Annotated in this window: 27 protein-coding genes; 9 read left to right on the forward strand and 18 right to left on the reverse strand. The window is 36.0% G+C overall.

Features of this window, described 5'->3' with window-relative positions:
- The first annotated feature begins 70 nt into the window (after positions 1-70).
- Positions 71-493, forward strand: a complete 423-nt coding sequence (locus ACERII_RS00795) for a carboxymuconolactone decarboxylase family protein (protein WP_373639494.1) — start codon at positions 71-73, stop codon at positions 491-493.
- 110 nt (positions 494-603) lie between these two features.
- On the forward strand, positions 604-1,089 hold the full coding sequence (locus ACERII_RS00800; protein WP_373639495.1) for a GNAT family N-acetyltransferase: 486 nt from the start codon (positions 604-606) through the stop codon (positions 1,087-1,089).
- A gap of 339 nt (positions 1,090-1,428) precedes the next feature.
- Here ACERII_RS00800 and ACERII_RS00805 read toward each other — a convergent pair whose 3' ends face one another.
- The 4 genes from ACERII_RS00805 to ACERII_RS00820 form a co-directional block, all read right to left on the reverse strand.
- A complete protein-coding gene (locus ACERII_RS00805; protein ID WP_373639496.1) occupies positions 1,429-2,385 on the reverse strand; it encodes a BMP family ABC transporter substrate-binding protein in 957 nt (318 codons plus the stop codon).
- Between the two features lie 47 nt (positions 2,386-2,432).
- Positions 2,433-2,594, reverse strand: a complete 162-nt coding sequence (locus tag ACERII_RS00810; RefSeq protein WP_373639497.1) for a hypothetical protein — start codon at positions 2,592-2,594, stop codon at positions 2,433-2,435.
- 96 nt (positions 2,595-2,690) lie between these two features.
- Positions 2,691-3,434 (reverse strand): alpha/beta fold hydrolase, encoded by a 744-nt coding sequence (locus ACERII_RS00815; protein WP_373639498.1) that lies wholly within the window; start codon positions 3,432-3,434, stop codon positions 2,691-2,693.
- A 213-nt stretch (positions 3,435-3,647) separates the two neighbouring features.
- Positions 3,648-4,373, reverse strand: a complete 726-nt coding sequence (locus ACERII_RS00820) for a YwiC-like family protein (protein WP_373639499.1) — start codon at positions 4,371-4,373, stop codon at positions 3,648-3,650.
- Positions 4,374-4,526: 153 nt separating this feature from the next.
- On the opposite strand from ACERII_RS00820, the gene ACERII_RS00825 reads away from it, so the two are divergent.
- Together ACERII_RS00825 and ACERII_RS00830 are read left to right on the forward strand one after the other, a co-directional pair.
- A complete protein-coding gene (locus ACERII_RS00825; protein WP_373639500.1) occupies positions 4,527-5,066 on the forward strand; it encodes a hypothetical protein in 540 nt (179 codons plus the stop codon).
- A 234-nt stretch (positions 5,067-5,300) separates the two neighbouring features.
- Entirely contained in the window at positions 5,301-6,152 is an 852-nt protein-coding gene (locus ACERII_RS00830; RefSeq protein WP_373639501.1) for a nuclease-related domain-containing protein, read from the forward strand.
- A gap of 18 nt (positions 6,153-6,170) precedes the next feature.
- On the opposite strand, the gene ACERII_RS00835 is transcribed toward ACERII_RS00830, so the two are convergent.
- From ACERII_RS00835 to lpdD, 10 genes are all read right to left on the reverse strand, one after another.
- Complete coding sequence (locus ACERII_RS00835; RefSeq protein WP_373639502.1) at positions 6,171-6,554, reverse strand: hypothetical protein; 384 nt, start codon at positions 6,552-6,554, stop codon at positions 6,171-6,173.
- 158 nt (positions 6,555-6,712) lie between these two features.
- On the reverse strand, positions 6,713-7,423 hold the full coding sequence (locus tag ACERII_RS00840; RefSeq protein ID WP_373639503.1) for a Crp/Fnr family transcriptional regulator: 711 nt from the start codon (positions 7,421-7,423) through the stop codon (positions 6,713-6,715).
- A 265-nt stretch (positions 7,424-7,688) separates the two neighbouring features.
- Positions 7,689-8,984, reverse strand: coding sequence for an MFS transporter (locus ACERII_RS00845; RefSeq protein WP_373639504.1), 1,296 nt, complete (start codon positions 8,982-8,984; stop codon positions 7,689-7,691).
- Between the two features lie 89 nt (positions 8,985-9,073).
- Entirely contained in the window at positions 9,074-9,328 is a 255-nt protein-coding gene (locus tag ACERII_RS00850; protein WP_373639506.1) for a hypothetical protein, read from the reverse strand.
- A complete protein-coding gene (locus tag ACERII_RS00855) occupies positions 9,321-9,851 on the reverse strand; it encodes a QcrA and Rieske domain-containing protein (RefSeq protein WP_373639508.1) in 531 nt (176 codons plus the stop codon). Before ACERII_RS00855 ends, ACERII_RS00850 begins: the two co-directional genes overlap by 8 nt.
- 134 nt (positions 9,852-9,985) lie before the next feature.
- Positions 9,986-10,528, reverse strand: coding sequence for a 4Fe-4S dicluster domain-containing protein (locus ACERII_RS00860; protein ID WP_373639509.1), 543 nt, complete (start codon positions 10,526-10,528; stop codon positions 9,986-9,988).
- Between the two features lie 14 nt (positions 10,529-10,542).
- Positions 10,543-12,666 carry a formate dehydrogenase subunit alpha gene (gene fdhF, locus ACERII_RS00865; RefSeq protein WP_373639510.1) on the reverse strand — a complete coding sequence of 708 codons (2,124 nt, stop codon included), beginning with the start codon at positions 12,664-12,666 and terminating at the stop codon, positions 10,543-10,545.
- A complete protein-coding gene (locus ACERII_RS00870) occupies positions 12,667-13,809 on the reverse strand; it encodes an MFS transporter (protein WP_373639511.1) in 1,143 nt (380 codons plus the stop codon).
- 358 nt (positions 13,810-14,167) lie between these two features.
- Positions 14,168-14,464 carry a HesB/YadR/YfhF family protein gene (locus tag ACERII_RS00875; protein ID WP_373639512.1) on the reverse strand — a complete coding sequence of 99 codons (297 nt, stop codon included), beginning with the start codon at positions 14,462-14,464 and terminating at the stop codon, positions 14,168-14,170.
- Between the two features lie 236 nt (positions 14,465-14,700).
- Positions 14,701-15,054, reverse strand: coding sequence for a prenylated flavin chaperone LpdD (gene lpdD / locus ACERII_RS00880; protein ID WP_373639513.1), 354 nt, complete (start codon positions 15,052-15,054; stop codon positions 14,701-14,703).
- A 189-nt stretch (positions 15,055-15,243) separates the two neighbouring features.
- Here lpdD and ACERII_RS00885 point away from each other — a divergent pair, with 189 nt between their 5' ends.
- From ACERII_RS00885 to ACERII_RS00905, 5 genes are all read left to right on the forward strand, one after another.
- Positions 15,244-15,477 (forward strand): DUF2249 domain-containing protein, encoded by a 234-nt coding sequence (locus ACERII_RS00885; RefSeq protein WP_373639514.1) that lies wholly within the window; start codon positions 15,244-15,246, stop codon positions 15,475-15,477.
- Positions 15,478-15,886: 409 nt separating this feature from the next.
- On the forward strand, positions 15,887-16,288 hold the full coding sequence (locus ACERII_RS00890; protein ID WP_373639515.1) for a hypothetical protein: 402 nt from the start codon (positions 15,887-15,889) through the stop codon (positions 16,286-16,288).
- 667 nt (positions 16,289-16,955) lie between these two features.
- Complete coding sequence (locus tag ACERII_RS00895) at positions 16,956-17,510, forward strand: DUF2249 domain-containing protein (RefSeq protein ID WP_373639517.1); 555 nt, start codon at positions 16,956-16,958, stop codon at positions 17,508-17,510.
- Between the two features lie 12 nt (positions 17,511-17,522).
- Positions 17,523-18,794, forward strand: coding sequence for a hypothetical protein (locus tag ACERII_RS00900; protein ID WP_373639518.1), 1,272 nt, complete (start codon positions 17,523-17,525; stop codon positions 18,792-18,794).
- Between the two features lie 13 nt (positions 18,795-18,807).
- Positions 18,808-19,107 (forward strand): metal-sulfur cluster assembly factor, encoded by a 300-nt coding sequence (locus tag ACERII_RS00905; protein WP_373639519.1) that lies wholly within the window; start codon positions 18,808-18,810, stop codon positions 19,105-19,107.
- A 77-nt stretch (positions 19,108-19,184) separates the two neighbouring features.
- On the opposite strand, the gene moaD is transcribed toward ACERII_RS00905, so the two are convergent.
- The 4 genes from moaD to ACERII_RS00925 are packed head-to-tail and all read right to left on the reverse strand — an operon-like array spanning position 19,185 to position 21,717.
- Positions 19,185-19,421 carry a molybdopterin converting factor subunit 1 gene (moaD, locus tag ACERII_RS00910; RefSeq protein ID WP_373639520.1) on the reverse strand — a complete coding sequence of 79 codons (237 nt, stop codon included), beginning with the start codon at positions 19,419-19,421 and terminating at the stop codon, positions 19,185-19,187.
- Positions 19,418-19,876 carry a molybdenum cofactor biosynthesis protein MoaE gene (locus ACERII_RS00915; RefSeq protein ID WP_373639662.1) on the reverse strand — a complete coding sequence of 153 codons (459 nt, stop codon included), beginning with the start codon at positions 19,874-19,876 and terminating at the stop codon, positions 19,418-19,420. The genes moaD and ACERII_RS00915 overlap by 4 nt, the downstream gene beginning before the upstream one ends.
- A gap of 27 nt (positions 19,877-19,903) precedes the next feature.
- Positions 19,904-20,425, reverse strand: coding sequence for a molybdopterin-guanine dinucleotide biosynthesis protein B (gene mobB / locus ACERII_RS00920; protein ID WP_373639521.1), 522 nt, complete (start codon positions 20,423-20,425; stop codon positions 19,904-19,906).
- The gene (locus ACERII_RS00925) at positions 20,422-21,717 is read right to left on the reverse strand and encodes a molybdopterin molybdotransferase MoeA (RefSeq protein WP_373639522.1); all 1,296 of its coding nucleotides are present in this window, start codon (positions 21,715-21,717) and stop codon (positions 20,422-20,424) included. Before ACERII_RS00925 ends, mobB begins: the two co-directional genes overlap by 4 nt.
- Between the last annotated feature and the right edge of the window lie 50 nt (positions 21,718-21,767).

Below are 21,767 nucleotides of genomic sequence, written 5' to 3' on the forward strand. Positions count from 1 at the left end.
ATTTGTTATTCATTTAATGTTATTTGTGTATTTTGTTTTATATAATAAAATATACAAAGGGGGATTTCAAATGGCAAGAATTAAAGAATCAAATTTTGGAGATACATCCTTTCAACGACTTTTAGGACACAACTTAGAAGTAATGCAAGGGTGGTGCTATTTGGGAAATGTATTAGAAAAAGAAGGTTTACTCTCTGCTGAATTGAAAGAGCAAGTTAGGAGAACGTTAGCTCAAAAGAATGGTTGTGAATATTGTAAAGCCAAAGGTAAACCTGAACTTAATAAATTTGACGAAAAAATTTCTATTGCGGTTGCATTTACTGAGGTGTTTCTAAAACAAAAAGGTGAAATATCAGATTCATCTTTTAAAATTTTGAGGGAATACATGACTGAGGAAGAAATTAGTGAACTTTGTGCATTTATTTCTTTCACTACCGCTTCACAATACTTTGGAGCTATGATGAAAATAGAACCAGTGAGGAATCAACAATAGGTCTATAAACTATTCCGACTATAGATAAACGTTGGGATTTTAACTCTTCAATTTTAAAAGAGCGTTAGGTTAACGGACGTTCCCACTTATTGTGCTGATGGAGTAGTTTTGTGGAAAAAGACAATAATTTGGATGTGAGGGTTCCCATGATAAAAATAATTGATATTAGCAATAGAAAAAACGCTGAGGATCTTTTAAATGTTCAGATACCATCATATAAGGTAGAGGCAGAAATAATTGGTTCATATGAAATACCACCATTAAAGGATACAGTTTATACTTTGCAACATTGCGATGAAACTTTCTTTGGTTATTATGAAAATAAACAATTATGCGGAGCAATTTCTATAAAAGTAATTGACGATGAAGTTGATATTCATAGGCTAATCGTACATCCAAACCATTTCAGAAAAGGAATTGCACAGTTGCTATTAAATTTCATTGGAAATAAGTTCAGGTTAGAAACGATAAAAGTATCAACAGGTTCTAAAAATGCACCAGCTGTTAGTTTTTATAATAAGAATGGGTTTCAAAATATTAAAGAAGTCATGGTGAATAAACAATTATCCATTATCCTTTTTGAAAAGAAACTATAATTTTTTATTGTACTAACGCAGATTAGTACAACAAGAGATTTCTACATTGTCATGATAAATGAGGTCATTTGTATACAAAAAAAGGATAGGTAAGGCAGTTGTGATTACTGCTTTACCTATCCTTTTTCTTTTGTATATTATAATTTGTAACATTAAAGCGCTTTAAATATTTTTCTTGCCTTTTAATAAAAACATATTCTTCGTGCCATTTTAATATGCGAATTATACTGTGATTTCCGTTGTAATAGATGTGTGATTTAGCATGTAAATTTATCTGTGTTTTGCCGTTTTGCACCTCACAAATAAACCCATTACTTTATTATTAAGCGGATCCACTCTTTAATCAATTAATTCGTGCGGTAGTTTACCATGTTGTATATAATCCTCTATTGCTTGTCTGATCCATTGCTGTGTTTCTTCGGGTACTTCCTTACTAAACTCTCCTAAAGAAATTACACCTTCAGAAAAGTCGAAGTACATATTCCCACTTTCCAATGAATGATCTATAAAGGATTTTGCTATTTTTTCGTAAAGTTTCTCCACATGCTGTACCGTACTAGTAAGTATAGTAGATTCACCCAAATCGATTTGATCACCTACATACCCAATAGCATAGTTACCTTTTCCTTTTACTTTTTCTACAATGGCTATATGGAACCCATCTCCTGCTGGATAAAAAATATCTACACCTTTGTCATTCATATCATCAAAAAACTCAATTGCTTTTGCTTCGTTTATCCAACTATTCGTGTAACCAATCGTGACTTCAACATCAGGATTATGAAAGCTCGCTCCATCCTGAAATCCAATCACTTCTGGCTGAAAGGGAAATGCAGCAATAATTCCTACTTTGTTCGTTTCCGTCATTTCACTAGCTAGCATACCTGCAAAATACCCCATTGAATATCCTTCGAAATGAAGACCGGTGATATTATCTCCTTCCACTTCTGCATTAAATACAACAAAGTGAATATTCGGGTATTCTTCCTTGATTTCCATAAAGGTATCCCCGTAAGAGGAACTATGTCCAAAAACAAGTGAAATACCTTCATTATCATACTTTTCTAACGTGAAAATTATTTGATCTTTTGTTTTAACATCTTCCTCTACATATACCTCTACTCCTAAGTTAGATTGAATGGAAAGTAATGCTTGATATGCTTTACTATTCCACCCTTGATCATCAAAATGAGATGATAGGATTAATCCTATTTTTTTACTCTCCACTCCTTCTGCTTGTACACAGCCAGATAGTAAAAGAATTAGAATGAGACCTATTTTAAGGCAATAATTCATTCAGAAGACACTCTCCTCTTGAGTTGATAAATCAAAAAAATATAACTTTACCGCTTCTTTCGACTATAGTAAAAAATCTCTGATAAAGCACCTGCAATAATTGCTAGTATCACTGCTATGATACTATTTATATTCGTAAAACTATGTAAAATTACATAACAAAATAAGGTGACAACTGTAAATAGGATTACACCAATTACTGCTTTCACATATTGTCACCTCTTTCATTCTTTTTACTAGATTAATAATATCACTAAATTTATTAAAATGAGTATTTTGTAACAAATTTTTAATATTATCTTAACCTAATTCCCTTCGTAACTTCCATAAAACTTACAAATCGGTTTTTTAAATTGATCTATTGTTTTGCCTGGAACAAAGAAAGTAGTGAGAACTTCTTTTTCAATCTCTTCTTTCTTTTTTGAAAAGAGTTGAATATGGTTAACTGAAGGATATGGTGCCTGATATATTGCTTGAAATACTTTCACTGGATTTCTAATCACCATATTCTGTATACTATTTGTTTGATTCTTACAAAGTGATTCTACTTCTTTTTCCGCAATCCCATAAGCATTTCGAATTTCTTTTATAAATTTTCTATAGTAAAATTTATTTTTCTTTTCTAACTCATATTGCTCAGATAAATATAAACAAGGATTAAATAGTACAGCTGATCGTATGTTCATGTGTGCATTTTTTAAAAACCGAAGTGCTAATAAAGCTCCCATACCCTCTGCAAAAATATGAATGTGTTCATTAATTATTTCCGTTTTCCTAACATGATGAACTAATCGTTCCAACACACTAAATAATTGATCATTTCCCCAATGTGCCCCATCTTGTTCAGCATAAAAAATGGTATATCCTTTTTCTAAAAAAAATGTCATTAACATTTTCCTAGCAGGGTGTTGTGTCCAAAGACTTTCTTCTTTATTTACGAAGTGATTTCGATCCCCTAAAATTAAAATTGCATAACCATTTGGTTTTACTGGAAGGTGGATGTGGCACTCTTTCTCTTCAATTATAATGTAACGTTTTTTTATTGACATGATCATCTCTCTCCAGTAATATTGAAATCTTTCTTCAACGTATGATATTCAATAAAAGGGTAAGCTGTTCATCGAAAATCGAATATATCTTTAACAACTCCGTTTTTTTCCTCTCAAGAAAAGATAACATATAGACATTTTATATCCTTCTCACTTTACACTGCTCTTATTGTTACGACGTTTAAATTAAGAATATCGCTCATCAAGAAAAAATCACCATGTAAAATACACGGAAACGATGATAATAAAAAACACAACACTATTGATGACCTCAACAACTCCAATGTGGATTGGCCGTTGCAGACATTTTGTAGGAACAAATATTGTTTTTCCTAAGCTAATTGAAAAAGTAATTGCTGCACCATACCACTGTAGAGCGAAGGATAACGGAATAATTGCAATATGATACACAATGGACCATCGTTGAAATAAGGAATTATTTTTTTCACGAATTAGTGACTTTACATGAAAAACGCTACCTGTATAAAATAAAATAGTTATAAGGACGTACGTAAATGATTCTAAGGATAAGGACGGTTCTGTTAAGCGGTAAGCTAACAACAGCAAACTAGATAAGGCAATAATTGCTACAAGGTCGTTTATAAACAACCTTTCTTTTTTTAACTTTGCAAAAAGTAAATTAATACAAAACAGTGGCAGAATACAAATACCAATGACTAATAGTGCAGGCTCCATTATCATTATTGGGAGCATAATACTAAGCCCAATAACTGCGTATATAGCGAACGAAGCCCAAACATCTTTATGTTTTGGGTTACGTATATAGGTTAATAATGGTGCTTGTGCAAAATATATTGAAAATATCCCAAGAAAGAAGATTACATGGATCCATTGAACTCCGCTAATCGTTGCGCCAATCCAATAAGGAACGATTAGCATAGCCCATGCGCCATGTTCCTTAGGTATATACCATTTCATGATATCTCCTACTTTCAGTTAGCATGATATCTTTATTTTACACTCTTCTCTATAAAAAGTATGTGATTGGAATCACATGCTTTATTTACTTGTGTGAACTTTTACACAGCGTAGCCGTAGAATATTTGGTACAGTAATGTTGAGGTGATTTATATGTTAAAAACGAAAATTACTTATCATGAAAATAGATTAATACCTGAGTTTTTGAAAAAACTGGGGTTTTCTACGTTGAATTCAGAGTATAAATTCCCATTATCCATTCGCCAAGGTCACTCTTTAGTTTTACAAGAAAATCAATCATTAAACGAAGTTGTTCTTTCGTTTCCAAATTATGTGTCTATGGAGGAGTGTTCTCAAATTCATAACCTAATTCATGAAATTGTGGTTCACGTAAATGGGAAAGTAGACGACACAGCTGCTTTATTAGGCTATGACGAATACGGACAAAAAGTATATATCTATCATGGCTTTAAGCAATGGAAAGAATATATTGAAGAAGCGAAATTTCATTCCCTTGAAGGGCAGAACGTCGAAGTCTATCATGGAGATGAACTTCTAGGTCGAGGTTTACTGTTATCTTATAAAAAAGAAAGAGTGGACGAAGAAAATACCTATATCACTTGTACTGTAATTTCAACAACTGGTGAACAATATTTTATGGGTGAAAACTTGAGGATAGTTGGGGTAATTTAAGGCTTGGTTTTAGGGAGAGAGTGTTGAGATCAATTTTAGGCGTTTCTTAGGACATTCGATTTTTCTTGACAATTCATAGAAATGCTTTTATGTTTAATTCAATACTCTCCAAAAATCCCCCGATGAAAGGAAAAACCAAATATGATACTCAAACCCCGTGAAATCCCAAAGAAACTCCTTCTTCTCCAATATCTTGATGCTAGGATGGAACTATCGCAAAAGGACAAGTACACTTTGGCGAACGATAAGAAAGGTCTTGCCGGCGAGCAATACGTTGATACTCTCCTTGAAAAATTAAGTTTCGATCACTACTCATTGAAAGGTCTCTCCCTCACATGGAATGGTTCTAAATTTCAATTAGACAACTCTATTATTTCTCAACAAATTTTATACAATTTGGAAGTAAAAAACTTAGAAGGCGACTATTATATTGAAGATGATAAATGGTATTCCTTAGACTCAGGAAAATCACGGACAAATCATTTAAATCAACTTGATCGAGCCGATACTTTATTACGACAAATGGTCAATTACTACCAATTAAATCTCCAAGTTAAATCTTTACTCTTGTTCCCAAACCCTCAGTTTACCCTATTCCAAGCTTCCAAAGATTTACCTATCATATTACCCACTCAGTTAAATAAATTTATTGATAAACTAAACACTGTACCTTCCACTTTAAATCAACAGCACCGCTGGCTTGCAGATAAAATGATTGCTCTACATAAAGAGGAGGCTCCTTATCAGTATATTTCGACACCGTATCAGTTTGAACTATTAAAGAAAGGGGTGGTATGTAAGTGTTGCAGGTTATTACTCATTGAAACAGTTAGAGGGAGAACTTTTTATTGTTCCGCATGCAAACATAAAGAGTCTGTTGATGAAGGGATAATTAGAATGGTTAAGGAATTTAGGCTGTTGTTCCCAGAGAGAAGAGTTGAAACCCCAGTAATTTTTGACTGGTGTGGTAGAGTTATTTCAATGAAAACTATATGGAGAGTATTAAACACTAATTACATTCAGATTAGGAAAGGGAATAAGTCTCACTATATAGAAAAGTCTGAAATAAGTTTAATAAATTTGTAGGTTATTTGATTTTAAACATTATATTTGTCTAATGACACGTAATTGGTAATTACGGAATTGAACTTCTCTTTCGATTCCTGTTCGGCGCATCCACTCGCTCCTTCGGGAATTGAACTTCTCTTTCGATTCCCGTTCGGCTCTTCCACTCGCTCCTTCGGGAATTGAACTTCTCTTTCGATTCCCGTTCGGCTCTTCCACTCGCTCCTTCGGGAATTGAACTTCTCTTTCGATTCCCGTTCGGCGCATCCACTTGCTCCTTCGGGAATTGAACTTCTCTTTCGATTCCCGTTCGGCGCATCCACTCGCTCCTTCGGGAATTGAACTTCTCTTTCGATTCCCGTTCGGCGCATCCACTCGCTCCTTCGGGAATTGAACTTCTCTTTCGATTCCCGTTCGGCGCATCCAAACTCTCTTCCGGGAATTCAACATTACATAGAATAAACATTCTCTCTTAATTTAGTATAAAAAGCATCAATTCTCATTACTAATTTATAGACCACATATCCTCACAAAAAAAATACTCCAGAGACCTAGGCTCTAGAGTATATAACATTATCATTTCAAATCGTACATATCTCCACTGGGCATTCTCCGCAGTGCAAATAATCTTTCAAGAACTTTATATTATGGATAAGAATGTAACCGTCTTCCATTGTTAGCACATTGGTTTTTTTGAGGTCATTCAACATCCTATTTACACTTTCACGAGTTGTGCCAATATAGTTAGCAATGTCCTGGTTTGTTAGTTGAACATTAATTAAAATAGAGTCTCCTTGTGTTTCACCATAAGAGTTACTAAATCGAATGAGTGTCGAATAAAAAGCACCTGTTTTTCCACATAAAATTAAATCACGAAATTTTGCTTGTGTGGATTGTGTGTGGCGAGCAAACCATTTCATAAAAGCTACTGCAATTTCACCATTTTCACGAAATAAAGATTCTAATGTATGACGATCAAAACGAACCAATGTTGCGTCATCAATTACTTCTGCCGTAACACTGATAGACATTTCATTGAAGAGCCCAACTTCTCCCACTAGCTCGTCTTTTTGTTTTAAATGTACGGAAAACTCTTTTCCATCTGCAGTCATTTTGCTTAAACGGACTTTTCCAGAACGAACGAGGTAAACATGCTCTGGATAATCTCCTTCATAAAAAAGAAATGTACCGCTTTTCACTTTAATTTCTAATCCATACGTAAGTAATAAACTTTGGTTTTCTTCAGATAATTCATTAAAGAATCTTTTCATTTTTAGTTGCTTTTTTTCCATAAGAAAACCCTACTTTCTCTTATCATTGCATAAGTTTATCTTCTAGTATCATATTAACACCATTCGTATAGTAATAAGCTGATAATATTTGACTATTTCATGACGTTTACCATAAAGAACATTGGATAAAAACCAAAAATTTGTAAATACGCTACTTAAAATTATGTAAAACACTTGAATGTTACCTTTTTTTGGATAAACATTTTCCCAAGTCATAAAATAAAATAACAGAAACCTTATTAGTTTAAGGTCTCTGTCTATGTTTTTAACAAGTTATATTTGCATTTTTTCTTGTGTAGAAGAACCAACATATTACTAAACTAATCACATAAAAACCAATGAATAAATATAGAGCTAAGTCTGCATCCCCAGTTGTGTCTAGTGACCAACCAAACAATTTCGGAATGAAGAAAGCACCGTATGCTGCAATAGCAGCGATTAAGCCTAAAACTGGAACAGCATGTTTTTCTTCAAAAATAAATGGAACCATTCTAAATGTAGAACCATTCGCGATACCTGCACATCCGAATAACACTAAGAAGGAAGCCAAGAACCCGAAGAAATTCTCTAAATTTAAGAAGACAATTACAGAAAAAGTAGCTAAAATCATTACAATAATAGTCCAAAATGTTACTTTCGCACCACTTCCCACTTTATCGGACAACCAGCCACCAAATGGGCGAATGGAAGCTCCTACTAATGCCCCAAGGAATGCAAAACTCATTACATTTATTTCTGGAAATTCAGCGCGAATCAAGAGTGGAAACGCAGCCGCGAAACCAATAAATGAACCGAAACACATAACATATAACCACGTCATTACCCACATATGTTTCATTTTCAACACTTGTAACTGAGTAGATATACTTGGCTTAATACTTGGAACTTCATCCATTAAGAATAAAGTAATAAGGAATGACGCAATGATAGGTATAACCCAGATGAAAGCAGCGTTTTGAATGTAAAGTTCTGTTCCATCAGCCATAATTTGTGCTCCGCCTGTATAAGCTCCAATAAAGCCTACACCAATGATTAAAGGTGCAACAAGCTGTACAACAGATACCCCTAGGTTTCCTATACCAACGTTAATTCCATTGGCTGTTCCTTTTTTTGCTTTTGGAAAATAAGGACTTAATGTTCCTGTTGAGGAAGCTAAATTCCCTCCCCCTAAACCACACAACGCTGCTAAAATAGCCATCATTAGAAAGCTCGTTTCTGGATTTTGAACAGCTATTCCAATACCAATGGCAGGAATAAGTAAAACACCTGTAGTTAACAAAGTTGTCTTTTTTCCACCAAGTAGCGATGGTAAAAAAACATAGATTAATCGCATTGTGGCACCTGTTAACCCAGGTAAAGCAGCCAATGTAAACAACTGATTTTGAGTGAATTCAAAGCCTACGTCATTGAGCCTAACAGCAGTTACAGACCATAATTGCCAAACACAAAATGCTAGAATAAGTGCAAATACTGAAATCATTAGGTTTTTATTAGCAATTTTTTTACCTTTTGACTCCCAAAACTCTTCGTTTTCAGGAGCCCACGTTGTTATTTTAGCCATTTTCGTTCCTCCTAGAACAGTAAGTAAATAATACAAACTATCTTTCCATGTTTATACTAAAAGAAGTTGGGTTCATATCTAAACCTATTTCATTTTTCAATAGGAAAAGAAGTAGGTTCAGCCTTTCTTTCCTTCGTCTGTTGTTGTGAATCCGCAGCGTACTCTACTTTTCTCCATTGTAAAAATGTTAAGAAGGCTATGAACGCCATTGCAATTCCAATACCTGAATAAAGTAAGACAAACTCGTTATCTCTTCCTAAATATGCTTCCACTGTCCACTGAAGCATCATTACATTGACAGCAATCGTTATCACGATAATAGACCAACACGTTTTTTTACCCATGTCGAAACTGCCTCCCTGTGGCATATACCACTCCGTTATCCACTTCAATTTCAATAAGTGGAAGTTCCCTTTGTGGTGGTCCTTCGATAGGGTGCCCATCATTTACATCGAAATATCCTTTATGGCAAGGGCAAAGAAGAACATCCTTTTCTTTTTGATAAAACACTGGACACATTAAGTGAGTACAAGCTGAGTTATATGCTACTAATTTCCCCTCTACTGTGTGAATGAGAAGAGCTGGATCATTTTCCGTAGGATAATAGAATGTAACAGACTCCCCTTCTGGTAATTGATCTAGTTGCACAATTTCTACTCGATCATGATCAGGTTCTGCTAATCCAATCATGGCACGTACGCTAAACGGAACAGTAGAAAGCCCTAAAGCCATGGATGCACCTACTGCACTCTTTAAAAATGCACGACGGTTGTATTTTAAATCATCCTTTTGATCTATGTTATCAACGAGGTTTACCATATCCTCTTTTGACTGTTTTCTAATATTACGATCTTTTGGACAAGTCATCATTGCCACTCCTTTCTTTCTATCTGTAAAAACTCGAATGGCTGTTTTCTAAAACAGTCACACCTTCTGCTTCACCAAGCTCTTTCATAGTGGATAAGCTTACGAAAACAGCCGTTTCTACTTACTAATCAGTATCAGTCTGTGTAAACCCCAAAGAACTCCGGAACATACTGCCATTTATCATTCTCTGAAGGTTTTTTCCCTTCAATTAAATTTAATTGCGTTCTTTTACGTCGTAGCTCCATCATTTCCTCATGATCGATGAAACGAATCGCATCACTAGGACATACAGAAGCACACATTGGTGCAATATCATGCTTTGTTCGGTCATAACACATATCACATTTGTACATCTTGTTTTCTTCAAAATCGAATTTAGGTATTCCAAAAGGACATCCGAACGTACAGTTTCTACAGCCGATACATTTTTCTTCCATTGCTGATAAAACAACACCATCGTCTGTAATTTGGATCGCATTCGCTGGACAAACACGAGCACATGCTGGATCTTTACACTGCATACACATCATTGGAAATGTTTGTCTGCTTTCTGTGAAATCAATATATTCTACATAGTTACGTTCTTTTGCATCGTGACCACCGCACTCTCTACAGGCAGCTTGGCAGGCCCGACATCCGATACATCGTTCAAATTCTAAATACATTACTTTTTTCATGGTTGGTCCTCCTTTTATGCCTTTCTGAGCTTCACGGCACATACTTTAAATTCTGGCATTCTTGATGTTGGGTCAAGAGCTGGATTCGTTAATTTATTTACGGAAAGCTCTTTGCCCCAGTGATATGGAATAAACACAGTATCTTCTCGAATTGCTTTTGTAATTCGTGCTTTTACTGTCATAGATCCTCGTCTTGTCTCCAAGTACACTTCTTCCCCGTCTTGAATGGAATACTGAGAAGCAAGAGCTGGATGCATTTCCACGTACGGCTCTGGACATTTTTCCATTAAGAACTGTGTTCGTCTTGTTTGTGTTCCTGATAAGTAATGGAAAACAACTCGCCCAGTCGTTAATGTGTGTGGAAATTCTTTCGTTGGGGTTTCATCTGGCTCTTGCCATTGAACCGCAGCTAAGTTTGCTTTCCCATCTGGTGTTCCAAAACTTTCTTTGAACATCGTTGGTGTACCAGGATGATCTTCTGATGGACAAGGCCAGAATACCCCATCTTCTTTTTCAATCCGATCGTACGTAATTCCGTAATAATCTGCCTTTCCACCTTTGGAAGCTAAGCGGAATTCTTCAAAAATTTCTGGAACGTCATTGTAGTTAAAGTATTTTCCTTTTCCCATACGCTCTGCAATGAGCTTCATAATTTCCCAATCTGTTTTTGATTCTCCAATTGGGTCTTTTACTTTACGAATTCGGATAACACGACCTTCAAGATTCGTTGTTGTTCCTTCATCCTCAGCCCAAGTAGTTGCTGGTAAAACAACGTCTGCAAACTCTGCAGTTTCTGAAAGAAAGAAATCACTTACTACCATAAAGTCTAATTTTTTGAACCCATCCCAGATATAGTGGTTATTTGGTGCAGATACAGCTGGGTTACTACATATAACATGCATTGCACGTATTCTTCCTGCTTGAATTTCATCAAACATCTCATACGCTGAAACTCCAGCCTTTGGCATTTCGGAAGGATCAATTCCCCACACGTTTGAAACATATTCAACATGCTCTGGATTGTCAATTTTACGGTACCCAGGAAGTGCATCTGCTTTCTGACCGTGTTCACGACCACCTTGCCCATTTCCTTGACCTGTAAATGTTGCAACTCCTGATGCAAATTTCCCAATTTGTCCTCTAAGAAGTGCCATGGAGGTGTAAAGGCATACGTTATCTACGCCCTTCGATTGTTGTTCTACACCACGCGCAAACATGACAACTGATCTTGGAGATCTCCCAAAAATGTGTGCAGCTTTCACTAATTTTTCAATAGAAATGCCTGTTATTTCTGATGTATGTTCTGGTGTAAACTCTTCTACTGCTTGCTTTAGTTCTTCATAATTATTACAACGCTTTTCTACGTACTCATGATCTACGTAGCCTTCTTTAATGAGTAAGTGCATCATTCCATTTGCTAGAGCAGAATCGGTTCCCGCTTTTAAATCTAGGTGAACATCTGCAATTCTGGCCGTCGGTGTTTCTCGTGGGTCTGCTACAATCATTTTTGCACCTTTGTCACGAGCTCTCCATAGCCATTGAATGGATGTTGGATGACACTCAGCTGTGTTGGAACCTGCCATAAAGAAGCAATCTGTATGTTCTAATTCTGGCCATGGTAGTGTGGAGCCTCGGTCAACTCCTAGCGTTTTCATAAATCCACCTGCTGCAGAGGACATACAAAACCTTCCATTATAATCTACATATCTAGTTCCTAATCCTACTCGTGCATATTTACCAACTAAGTAACACTTTTCGTTTGTCATGGAAACTCCACCAAAAACAGAGAGAGCATCCTTACCATATTTCTCTTGTAAACCTTTGAAGTTCTTCTCAATTAGATCGAGTGCCTCCGTCCAACTGCTCTCCACAAATTCACCGTTCTTTTTTATTAATGGTTTCGTAATTCTTTCAGGATGATCAACAGTCTGATAGGCTGTCACTCCTTTAGGACACATTTTACCCATCGTTACTGGCCAATCGTATCTTGGCTCAACTCCTACGACTTTCCCTGTTTTTTCATTTACTCGAATGTGCATACCGCATTGCATTCCACAATAACAGCAATGTGTTGTGATCAATTTTTCCCCTTCATGATGAAGGTTTTTTACTCCTGGTTTTACAACAAACTGTGTCATTTACTTATCCTCCTTAGCGAATTCTTCATAGTACTCTTCCGATCGTTTTCGCCCAAAACCTGGGATGTGTATTCCGTTGTTCGTTTGTACTGGTCCTTTTATCTCACCAAACGGGGATTTCATATTTAAATGATTCATCACTCTGATTTTTCTACGACAAGCTGTACAGTAATCTGAAGAATGGTGTCCATCACTTGTTTGTAAATCGTACGCTTGAACTCCTAAGATTGCCTGAACATCTGCAATTTGATCATCGTTTGAGTAAAGCTCTCCACAACCTAAGCAATTTCTCGTATCAACACCTGGTTCTTCTTGATAATTCATTGGTACCCCTATTGCCATCGGGCGAATTGGTAAGTGGAAAAGCTTACCAAATGGGAAGTAAACTAAAAATAATACCGTAGTGACTTGGTGAAGAATTTGAAATTGTGGGTGCATCCACCCACCTAAAAGCTTGTATGAAACAGTTAATAATAACCCTGTTCCCGTCATTGCTAATAAAATATAAAGTGGTACTAAATCAAATTCAGGTCGCTGTGTTACTTGTACGTCATGATTCGTTATGCGGCGAACTATCGCCATAATTACCCCGATAAGAAGCATCGTTGCTGTGATGTTTAATCCTTCAAAGAATAACGAAGCAAGTAAACCATCAGGATGCATCGTTATTGCTGGTACTCCCATTACAACCATCTGATACGTTGTTGCATCAATAAGTCTGAAGTGCAACCATCCGAACGTTAAGCTAAATGTAATTGCTAATGACCCGATACAGCCCCATGCAATAAGCCAGTGTTGGATGCCTCGGTAAATTCCTCGTTTGAAAATATACTTTTGTAGAATGATATTATCGATTAATGTCTTAATAATTGCCTTTACGTTTCTTCCTTGCCTGTTCTTACTTTTCATATTTTGAATTGATCTTTTCATAAATTCATGTGTCGCAGGGCGAAGTACCCAAGCTGTAATCCGAACGGTCATTCCAATGAAGAAAATAAATGAACCAACCATATATCCAAATAACATTAAGTCTACTTTTGTGAACTGTCTTGTACCGATATACATCGAAATAAATAAAATTACTACTACAAAAAAGGAATACATACTTGCTTTTGAATAAAAGCGTTTTTCAAGCTCCTTCATGTTTCTTCCCCCTAAAAACCTGTTTATTATTAATGAGTGGTAGTTGTTGTCTCTATTGTAGAAATCCACAAGAAGATACACTGTGCAAAAAATCACAGTAAAACTGTGATTTTCGTCACACGACGTTACTATTTCGTGTCACATTAATGTGATGTAGTGTTCAAAAACGTTGATACAAAAGGATATCAACATAATAATAGTGGTTAAATCCAGTTCACAAAACTGTCATACAAACACAAAATCGTACGGTCCCTGGTCCCGTACGATTTTGTGAACATTATAAATCAACATAAAAAAAGAGTGTAAAAGGTCGTTTTGACATTTTACACTCTTTTATTTTTAAAAATATTTCTATCAGTCATGTTTCCTTATTATGCAAATATTGGATTTCTTTTTTCTGTTGATCGTAGTCAACTAGTAGATCGCTGTTATCGAAATACCATTCGTCTTTATTTTCAATGTAAAACACAAATCCCTCTTTTTCTACTGTTGTTGCTGGATCCTCAGGAGCCTTCACAGTTACACCTAAAGAGAATCCCGTTTGGAAATCGCCACAACCACCGTATCTAACAAAGAATTGAACACTATCTCCATCGTTTAATGCAAGTTCGTCTCTAAACCAAGCAAAAGCAGCATCCGTTATCTCTATATTCATAAAATCCTCCAACTGTAAGTTACTTTTTCCCTTCTTATTGTATCAAACAATGTGATCAAATATAAACAATAGTGATTTAATTTATGGACATGGTTTGTAATACACTTTATTTTCAACTATCCACTACTCTTTAAAACAAACTAAAATAAGAAACCTTTTCATACGAAGAAAAAAGGCTGTTAAGTTTTACAACCTTTTTGAAAATAGTAATATGTTATAGACCGACAAGGCTGTTATTAGTTTATAGCTGAATTAGTGAGTGACTGACTTCCTTTCGTTTTACTATCCGCCATTAGTATAAAGAATTTCTCCCATGTTTTATCTACTAAATTCTCAATATCATTTTTTGTTGCATTATCTATATGAATGCCACCTGTAATAACAACTGTCTTTTCAAACGTACTACACCAAACTTTTGCCAACTCAAGAAATAATTCTTCCTCTTTATGATGAGGTAGCCCGTGACTTACTACATTTGCGTAATTTCCTTCCCACGTTCCAATTACTACTGCACCTAGATGTGGTTTTGATCCTCCGGTTACCAGTATGAAATCATCACTTCCTACATGTGTAATTTCGCATTGAACCATTGTAGTTCCTCCTAATTAACTCATTTATAACATGTGTATTGTATCAAAAACGGACAGTAATTTATGTGAAATATATCACATTGGTTTTTTCACGATTTAAAAGTAGGGTGATACACATCACAGCAATATTTCACTCCTGGTCGTACTATAAGATTATAAGTTGTCATTAATATTAATGGAGGAAATTAAATGGATAATATAATAGAACTGGATGTTAGAGAAGATATTGCGACAGGAAATGATCCATTTCAAAAAATAATGTCTCATGTAGAAGAATTGGATAATCATAAACAGCTATTGCTTCATACTCCTTTTGTACCAAGACCTTTATTTCAGGTTATGAGTGCAAAAGGATTTTCTTACGATACAGTGAAAATGAGTGAAGAACATTTTGTTACTACGTTTACGAAGATAGTACAATAAAAGTAGTTTGTTGCTACGAAAATTTTTATAGTGTCTAGTAAAAATACGCCTATCAAGCGGACTTAAATTATCAAGTATTAACAACTTTGTTGAATTGTATTCCATTCGCTCCAGTCCACTCCTTTCCTGTGGGGAGTTGCCGAGCCCCCTCCACGACTATGTCGTTTCGTGGTCTCGCCTCTACTCTACTTCCCACTGGAGTTCGTAGACTTACGCTCATTGCATATAAGGTGAATAGTTCTTAAACTATTGCACAACGTTTTTCATCCGCCATGGTGCAAATTTTCACTTGCATGGGTATATATTGAAAATAAACATTAACATCTTAATCTAAGTTAACTAGTATCTCTATTTATGTTTTCATTCTATTTCTTTCTTGTAAAAATACACTTCTATAGAGGTGAGTCATTTGGCATCCTTATCGTTAAGTGCATTCACGGGTTATATAGCTTTATTGATTGCACTTTGCAATGGTTTCATATATTTTCTTTTTCTTTTTATTCGAAAGTCGAAATATCGTAAACAGAAACTCTCGGTTGCAAAGTTAGCTCGATCCTGGATGAAAACACATAGACCTCTCGGGTTTATTTGTGCTATTTTTGTAATTTTACACATAACATTCGTGTTATTATCGGGTACTTTCGCATTGTCTCCAAAGGAAGTCTCTGGTATTTTAGCTGCTACTTTATTTGTTTTGTTAATACTTTCCGGGTGGTTACGACATCGAAAAGCAACTGGTAGAAGAAAAAGAAATCACCGGAGTATCGCTTTCTTATTCCTATTCTTCGTTTTACTTCACATTATTGTATAAAAAAACTACGAAAGATTAACATCTCTCGTAGCTTTTTTTGTTTATATGATTGGGGGTCATATAAACGATTATTGGGTTTGTTACGCTATGATTTGGCAACATTGCTGGTTTTGGGGGAACCAGCTACATTCACAAATACGTTGGGTTCTTATTAAAAGGAAGCAAAACTATGAATCGCTTTTTAACGATCATGTTTACATTCTTATTTTACGATGAAATTTGTCGTAAAATCTGTGACATCAATCACATAAACACAAGAAAAACTCGTTATTGTATGAACATTGTATGGATAACGATAATTTTTGTTAATTTACACTAATTTTAACTAAGGGCCTCCGGATATTTTCCATTTAGTAGTAGTCAAAACATATCTAGTAACATTAACTTTGATATTCTGTATTCCATTCATTTCATCCCATTCACGTTCCTTTGGGAGCTGCAGAGCCTCTATACCCTTCGACGCTCCGAATTCTCGCCTATGCTCTAAATCCCATAGGAATCTCGTGGACTTCCACGCATTCATAAAAATTCGTCTCACTATCTCATCACCTTTTAAATAAATAGTTTGAAATTTTCAACCAAAATACATGATTTCGGTGATATTCATCACCTCCTATTCCCACAGATATCACTACACTTATATTAGAAACATAAAGGAGGTTATTAAATGAGTAACGAGATCATCTTGGATGTTCGGAACGATTTGAGAGAGAAAAAGGATCCGTTTAAAAAGATTATCCAAACAGTTAAATCACTAAAAAAAGATGAGGTATTTATCCTTCATTCTACAATAAAACCAACACCGCTATTCACCATCATGAAAGCAAGGGGATACAAACATCATGTAGAAAAAATTGGCCATGAGCACTATGTCACAAGATTTACAAAAACATCGTCTGGGTTCTTTGGCTTATTTAGTAAGAAGGAAAAAGAAAACAAGTTACCCGCTACAGAAGAAGAACCGTTATTAAATGAAGAAGAACCGTTATTAAATGAAGAAGAACAGGTTGCTTTTTTCCTCGATAACCGAGGCTTACAACCACCACAACCGATGGTGCGAACAATGAAACGTCTGGAGTTATTAAAGCAAAACGAAATTCTCACCATTCATAATGATCGTGTTCCTGTTTTTCTATTAGAAGAACTAAAAGAACAAGGAATCGACTATACAGTAGACAACTTGGAAGATGGATCTGCAAAAGTACATTTAAAAAAACTGTAAGGGGATAAGCATATGCAAAACAACATACAGCAATCGTTAGCACCCAAAAGCTCTGACCAATTTATACTGCCTTTCTCCTTTATCATAACAAGTTTTTTTGCCCTAGTTATCTTTTCTGTATCTTTAGTGATTTCTCCTGATGCTTTTTTACCTGCAAAAGTAAGACAAGGGCCAGGGCTATCTCTCGCACATCTTTTCATTTTGGGCTGGGCATCCATGTTAGCAATGGGTGCAATCTACCAATTAATTGCAGTTGTAACTCAACAAGCAATATATAGTCAAAAATTAGGATTCTTGCACTTTGGATTTTATAGTATTGGAGTTATTGGCTTATATATTTCGTTAGGCAACTTTTATTTACCAGGGATGATTACATTTGGATTATGTACTGTTATTGGTGTATCCCTTTTTCTCTTTAACGTTTTAGCTACTATCCATTCTTGTAAAATCAAAAACTCCGTTATCTCTGCAACATTTAGTTCTCTTAGTTATCTTGGGTTAACTGTTGTTTCAGGGTTACTTATGGTACTCAACTTTCGCTTTTCTTTTATGGGAGAACTTCATAGCACATTACTGATTTTGCACTTATGGTTCGGGTTACTAGGCTGGTTTCTTTTTTTAATTATTGGTTACAGCTTTAAGATGCTCCCCATGTTCTACTTGTCCCATGGATATTCGGAAAAATATCAAAAATGGATACTTCTATTTTTACATCTAGCAATTTGGATTAGTATTTTGGGCTTCTCCGTTAAATATAGTATTTTGTTTCCCTTAAGTATTGGATTTGTTTGCGGAGCATTATGGCTTTTTGTTCTTCAGATACAAGAGATTAAGAAAAAAAGATTTAAAAAGAATCCTGGGAAAGGAATTGCTTTCTTTGTTTTTCTCGTATATTTTACAGCAAGTGTATGTTCCGTTGCTTTCCTAATATCTCTGATAAATGCACCATTCGTTTTTTCACAGTTACTTAGTTCCTTATTGTTCTTTTACATGTTTGGGTTTGTTAGTTTGTCCATACTAGCATATTTGTCGAAGATCATTCCTTTTTTATGGTGGACGTTCCGGTATGGCAATCAGGTGGGAAGAGAGGAAACTCCATCACTTGCAACAATGATAGATGAAGCTGTTATCCAGAGAAAACTTTGGTTGATATTTTTCTCATTACTACTTTTTATCGGAGGTTTTTTCATCGGAACTCCAAATGTCAGCTTTGCAACATCCATACTGTTTTCTTTTAGCATTATATTTTATTTAGTTAGCATCATAAAAGCATTTACTGTATAGGAGGATTTCAAAAATGAGCAAAATAATAAAAGAAGAAGTGTTAAAACAATTAGAAAGTGTGATAGATCCAGAGCTAGGAGTAGACGTAGTGAACCTTGGATTAATTTATGACGTTAGCATCGATGATTCTGTAGTAACAATAACTATGACATTGACAACTCCTGGATGCCCGCTTCATGACACCATGGTAAATGGAGTTAGATCTGCTGTAAGATATCATCCTAATGTATCTCATTGTGAGGTAAATGTAGTTTGGGAACCAGCGTGGACACCTGATAAAATGAGTGACAAAGTTAGAGATATGTTTGCCTAGAGAAAGTAAGTAGTTGCTTTCACCTCAAAAATGTCCTATAGGGGAAATAACTTCTCCTATAGGACACCAAAAGATTTTCACCCTCCACTAACAGGTGGAATAAAAGCTACCGTATCCCCAGACTTAACAATATCTTTATCTTCGGCATATTCTTCGTTAACAGCAGGCATGGCATTCTGAATTCTAGTCATTGCTGGGTACATTTCAAGCAATATAGTACGAACCTCATCAATTGTCATCGAATCGACGCTTAGCTCAATCTCACGTTTCCCTGCTTTTTCTTCTAAATCAGCAAACAATAACACTTTTATCATGATAAGTCCTCCGCTTCTGGCTTACCTGTTGGATAGGCTTTCTTTTCTAACTGATCTCCAATCCACTCTTCTCCATCTTCCCAATGCTCTTTTTTCCAAATAGGTACAATTTCTTTAATCCGCTCAATTGCATACCGACTTGCAGCATAGGAATCAGCACGATGTGGGGTAGATACAGCGATAACTACCGCCACATCCGTAATTCCAAGCTCCCCTATCCGATGTGTGATAGCAACGATTGCATCAGGATAATCTCTCTCAATCTCTTCTCCAATTTGAGCTAGTTTTTTTTCAGCCATAGGAACATAAGCATCGTACTTTAAGTACATCGTTTTTTTTCCTTTTGTCATTTCTCGAACCGTTCCAATAAACGTATTGATAGCCCCCGCATTGCGGTCCACTACTTTATCAATTACCTCTTGTATAGAAATCACGTTGTTCGTAATCTCAAACATTTTTCTTCCAGACAAAATAAATCACTCCTACCTCATACATCGTTCCATTAACCACGAAATATATCTTGTTTCTTCGGTTATGTGAAAAACAGGAACACAAAGCGAATCACGAAGGATTTCATACTCTTCCGTATTCCAGCAGACAACTGCCTGTATATTTGTGCACTCATCAAGTAAGGTCAGATCCTCTTTTTCTCTTAGAATCAATAGTTTCTCATAACCTTCCCGTTTATAGCCTTCCACAACAAGCACATCAATTTCAAAGGAATCATAAAGTTTTACCAAATTCTCTAAAGATGGAGATTTCTCATATTTCAGTTGTAATTGAAGTTCCCGATTACTTACAACTAAAGAACCTACTGCCCCAGCATGTCGATGCTTTTCTGAATCCTTCCCCACATCCACAACCTTTAGCTCCTCGCCATGACCATGATGTTTTATTGTGACAGCAGAATATCCTTCTTCAGAAAGTCTCTTCAACCATTTCGTCACAAGCGTAGTTTTCCCACTATTAGAAAAACCTACGATTTGAAAGACAGCAAAGCTCATTCCATATCCACCTTACGTTTTACTGGCTCCTGAAACGGCGCTGAAGAACCTTCTCGTTGTAATAATAAGATATCAACAGAATCACCTGCTTTATATCCTCGAGAACCACCAGGAAGTGCTACAAGAGCATCCGAATGAGCTAACGACGATACTACTTGAGATTTATCTAAACCAACAGGAGCAGCCGTAATATTTCCGTCCTCAAAGTCCACTTTACTACGAATGAATCGAGTAAAAGGATTCGGTTTCGGGAAATCGGCAGTCAGAACACCTTTTACCGTTTGTAAGTACGGCTTGTCTGAATGTAAATACGTTTTTATCCAAGGTCGAGTATACAATTCAAATCCAACATAGCAAGCAGAAGGATTCCCAGATAAGCCGAATAGAAGCTTTCCATCCATTTGAGCAACCGTAGTCACACTTCCTGGACGCATCGCTATTTTATTAAATAAAACCTCCGCACCCAACTTTTCATAAATCTCAGGTAAATAATCGAAGTCACCTACCGAAACACCACCAGTAGTAATAAGAACATCCACTTTTTTCAAAGCGCTCGCGACTGCATCATAACACTGATCAAAATCATCCACTAGCTGACCAAAATAAATAGGCTCTGCACCAGCTTGACGAATTTGTGCCGCAATCATGTACGCATTACTATTTCGAATTTTCCCCGGCACCAACGGATCATCTAACTCCAAAAGTTCTGTACCAGTAGCATACAAACCAATAACAGGCTTTCTAACAACCGGAACCTCTTTATAACCAAATGTAGCAAGAACCGCGATAACACCAGCATGAATTTTCGTCCCTGCCTTCAACATCACATCGCCCTTTTTTGTTTCTTCCCCTTCAAAAGAAACAAAATCCCCCGGCTGAAACGACCGCTTAATCTCAATAAACTGCTTCCCGTCTCTCTCCAACTCATTCGTTAATTCAAACATAGCAATTGCATCGCAGCCCTTCGGCATCATTGTACCCGTCATCACCCGATACACCTGCCCAGGCCCAATCTCCTTCGTTGCCAAGCTACCAGCACCAATCGTTTCCACCACTTCTAGAAAAACAGGGTTGGACGCACTTGCGAATGTGGTATCGGCGCTTTGGACAGCAAACCCATCTAACGGAGACCGATCAAACGCAGGTATGTTATGATCGGCCACAATATCTTCCGCCAAGTATCTTCCTTCTGCTTCTTCAATATGTATGTATTCATGTGAACCTGCTGTAGCAAATTTCATTACTCGTTTCACAGCTTCGCTTACTAAAATGGGAGATCTTTGTTCATACATAATAACACCATCCTCAACTAACGTTCTCTTTTGATTATAAAGAAAAACTG

This window comes from Evansella sp. AB-rgal1 (assembly GCF_041820985.1).
Classification (GTDB): domain Bacteria; phylum Bacillota; class Bacilli; order Bacillales; family Salisediminibacteriaceae; genus Evansella.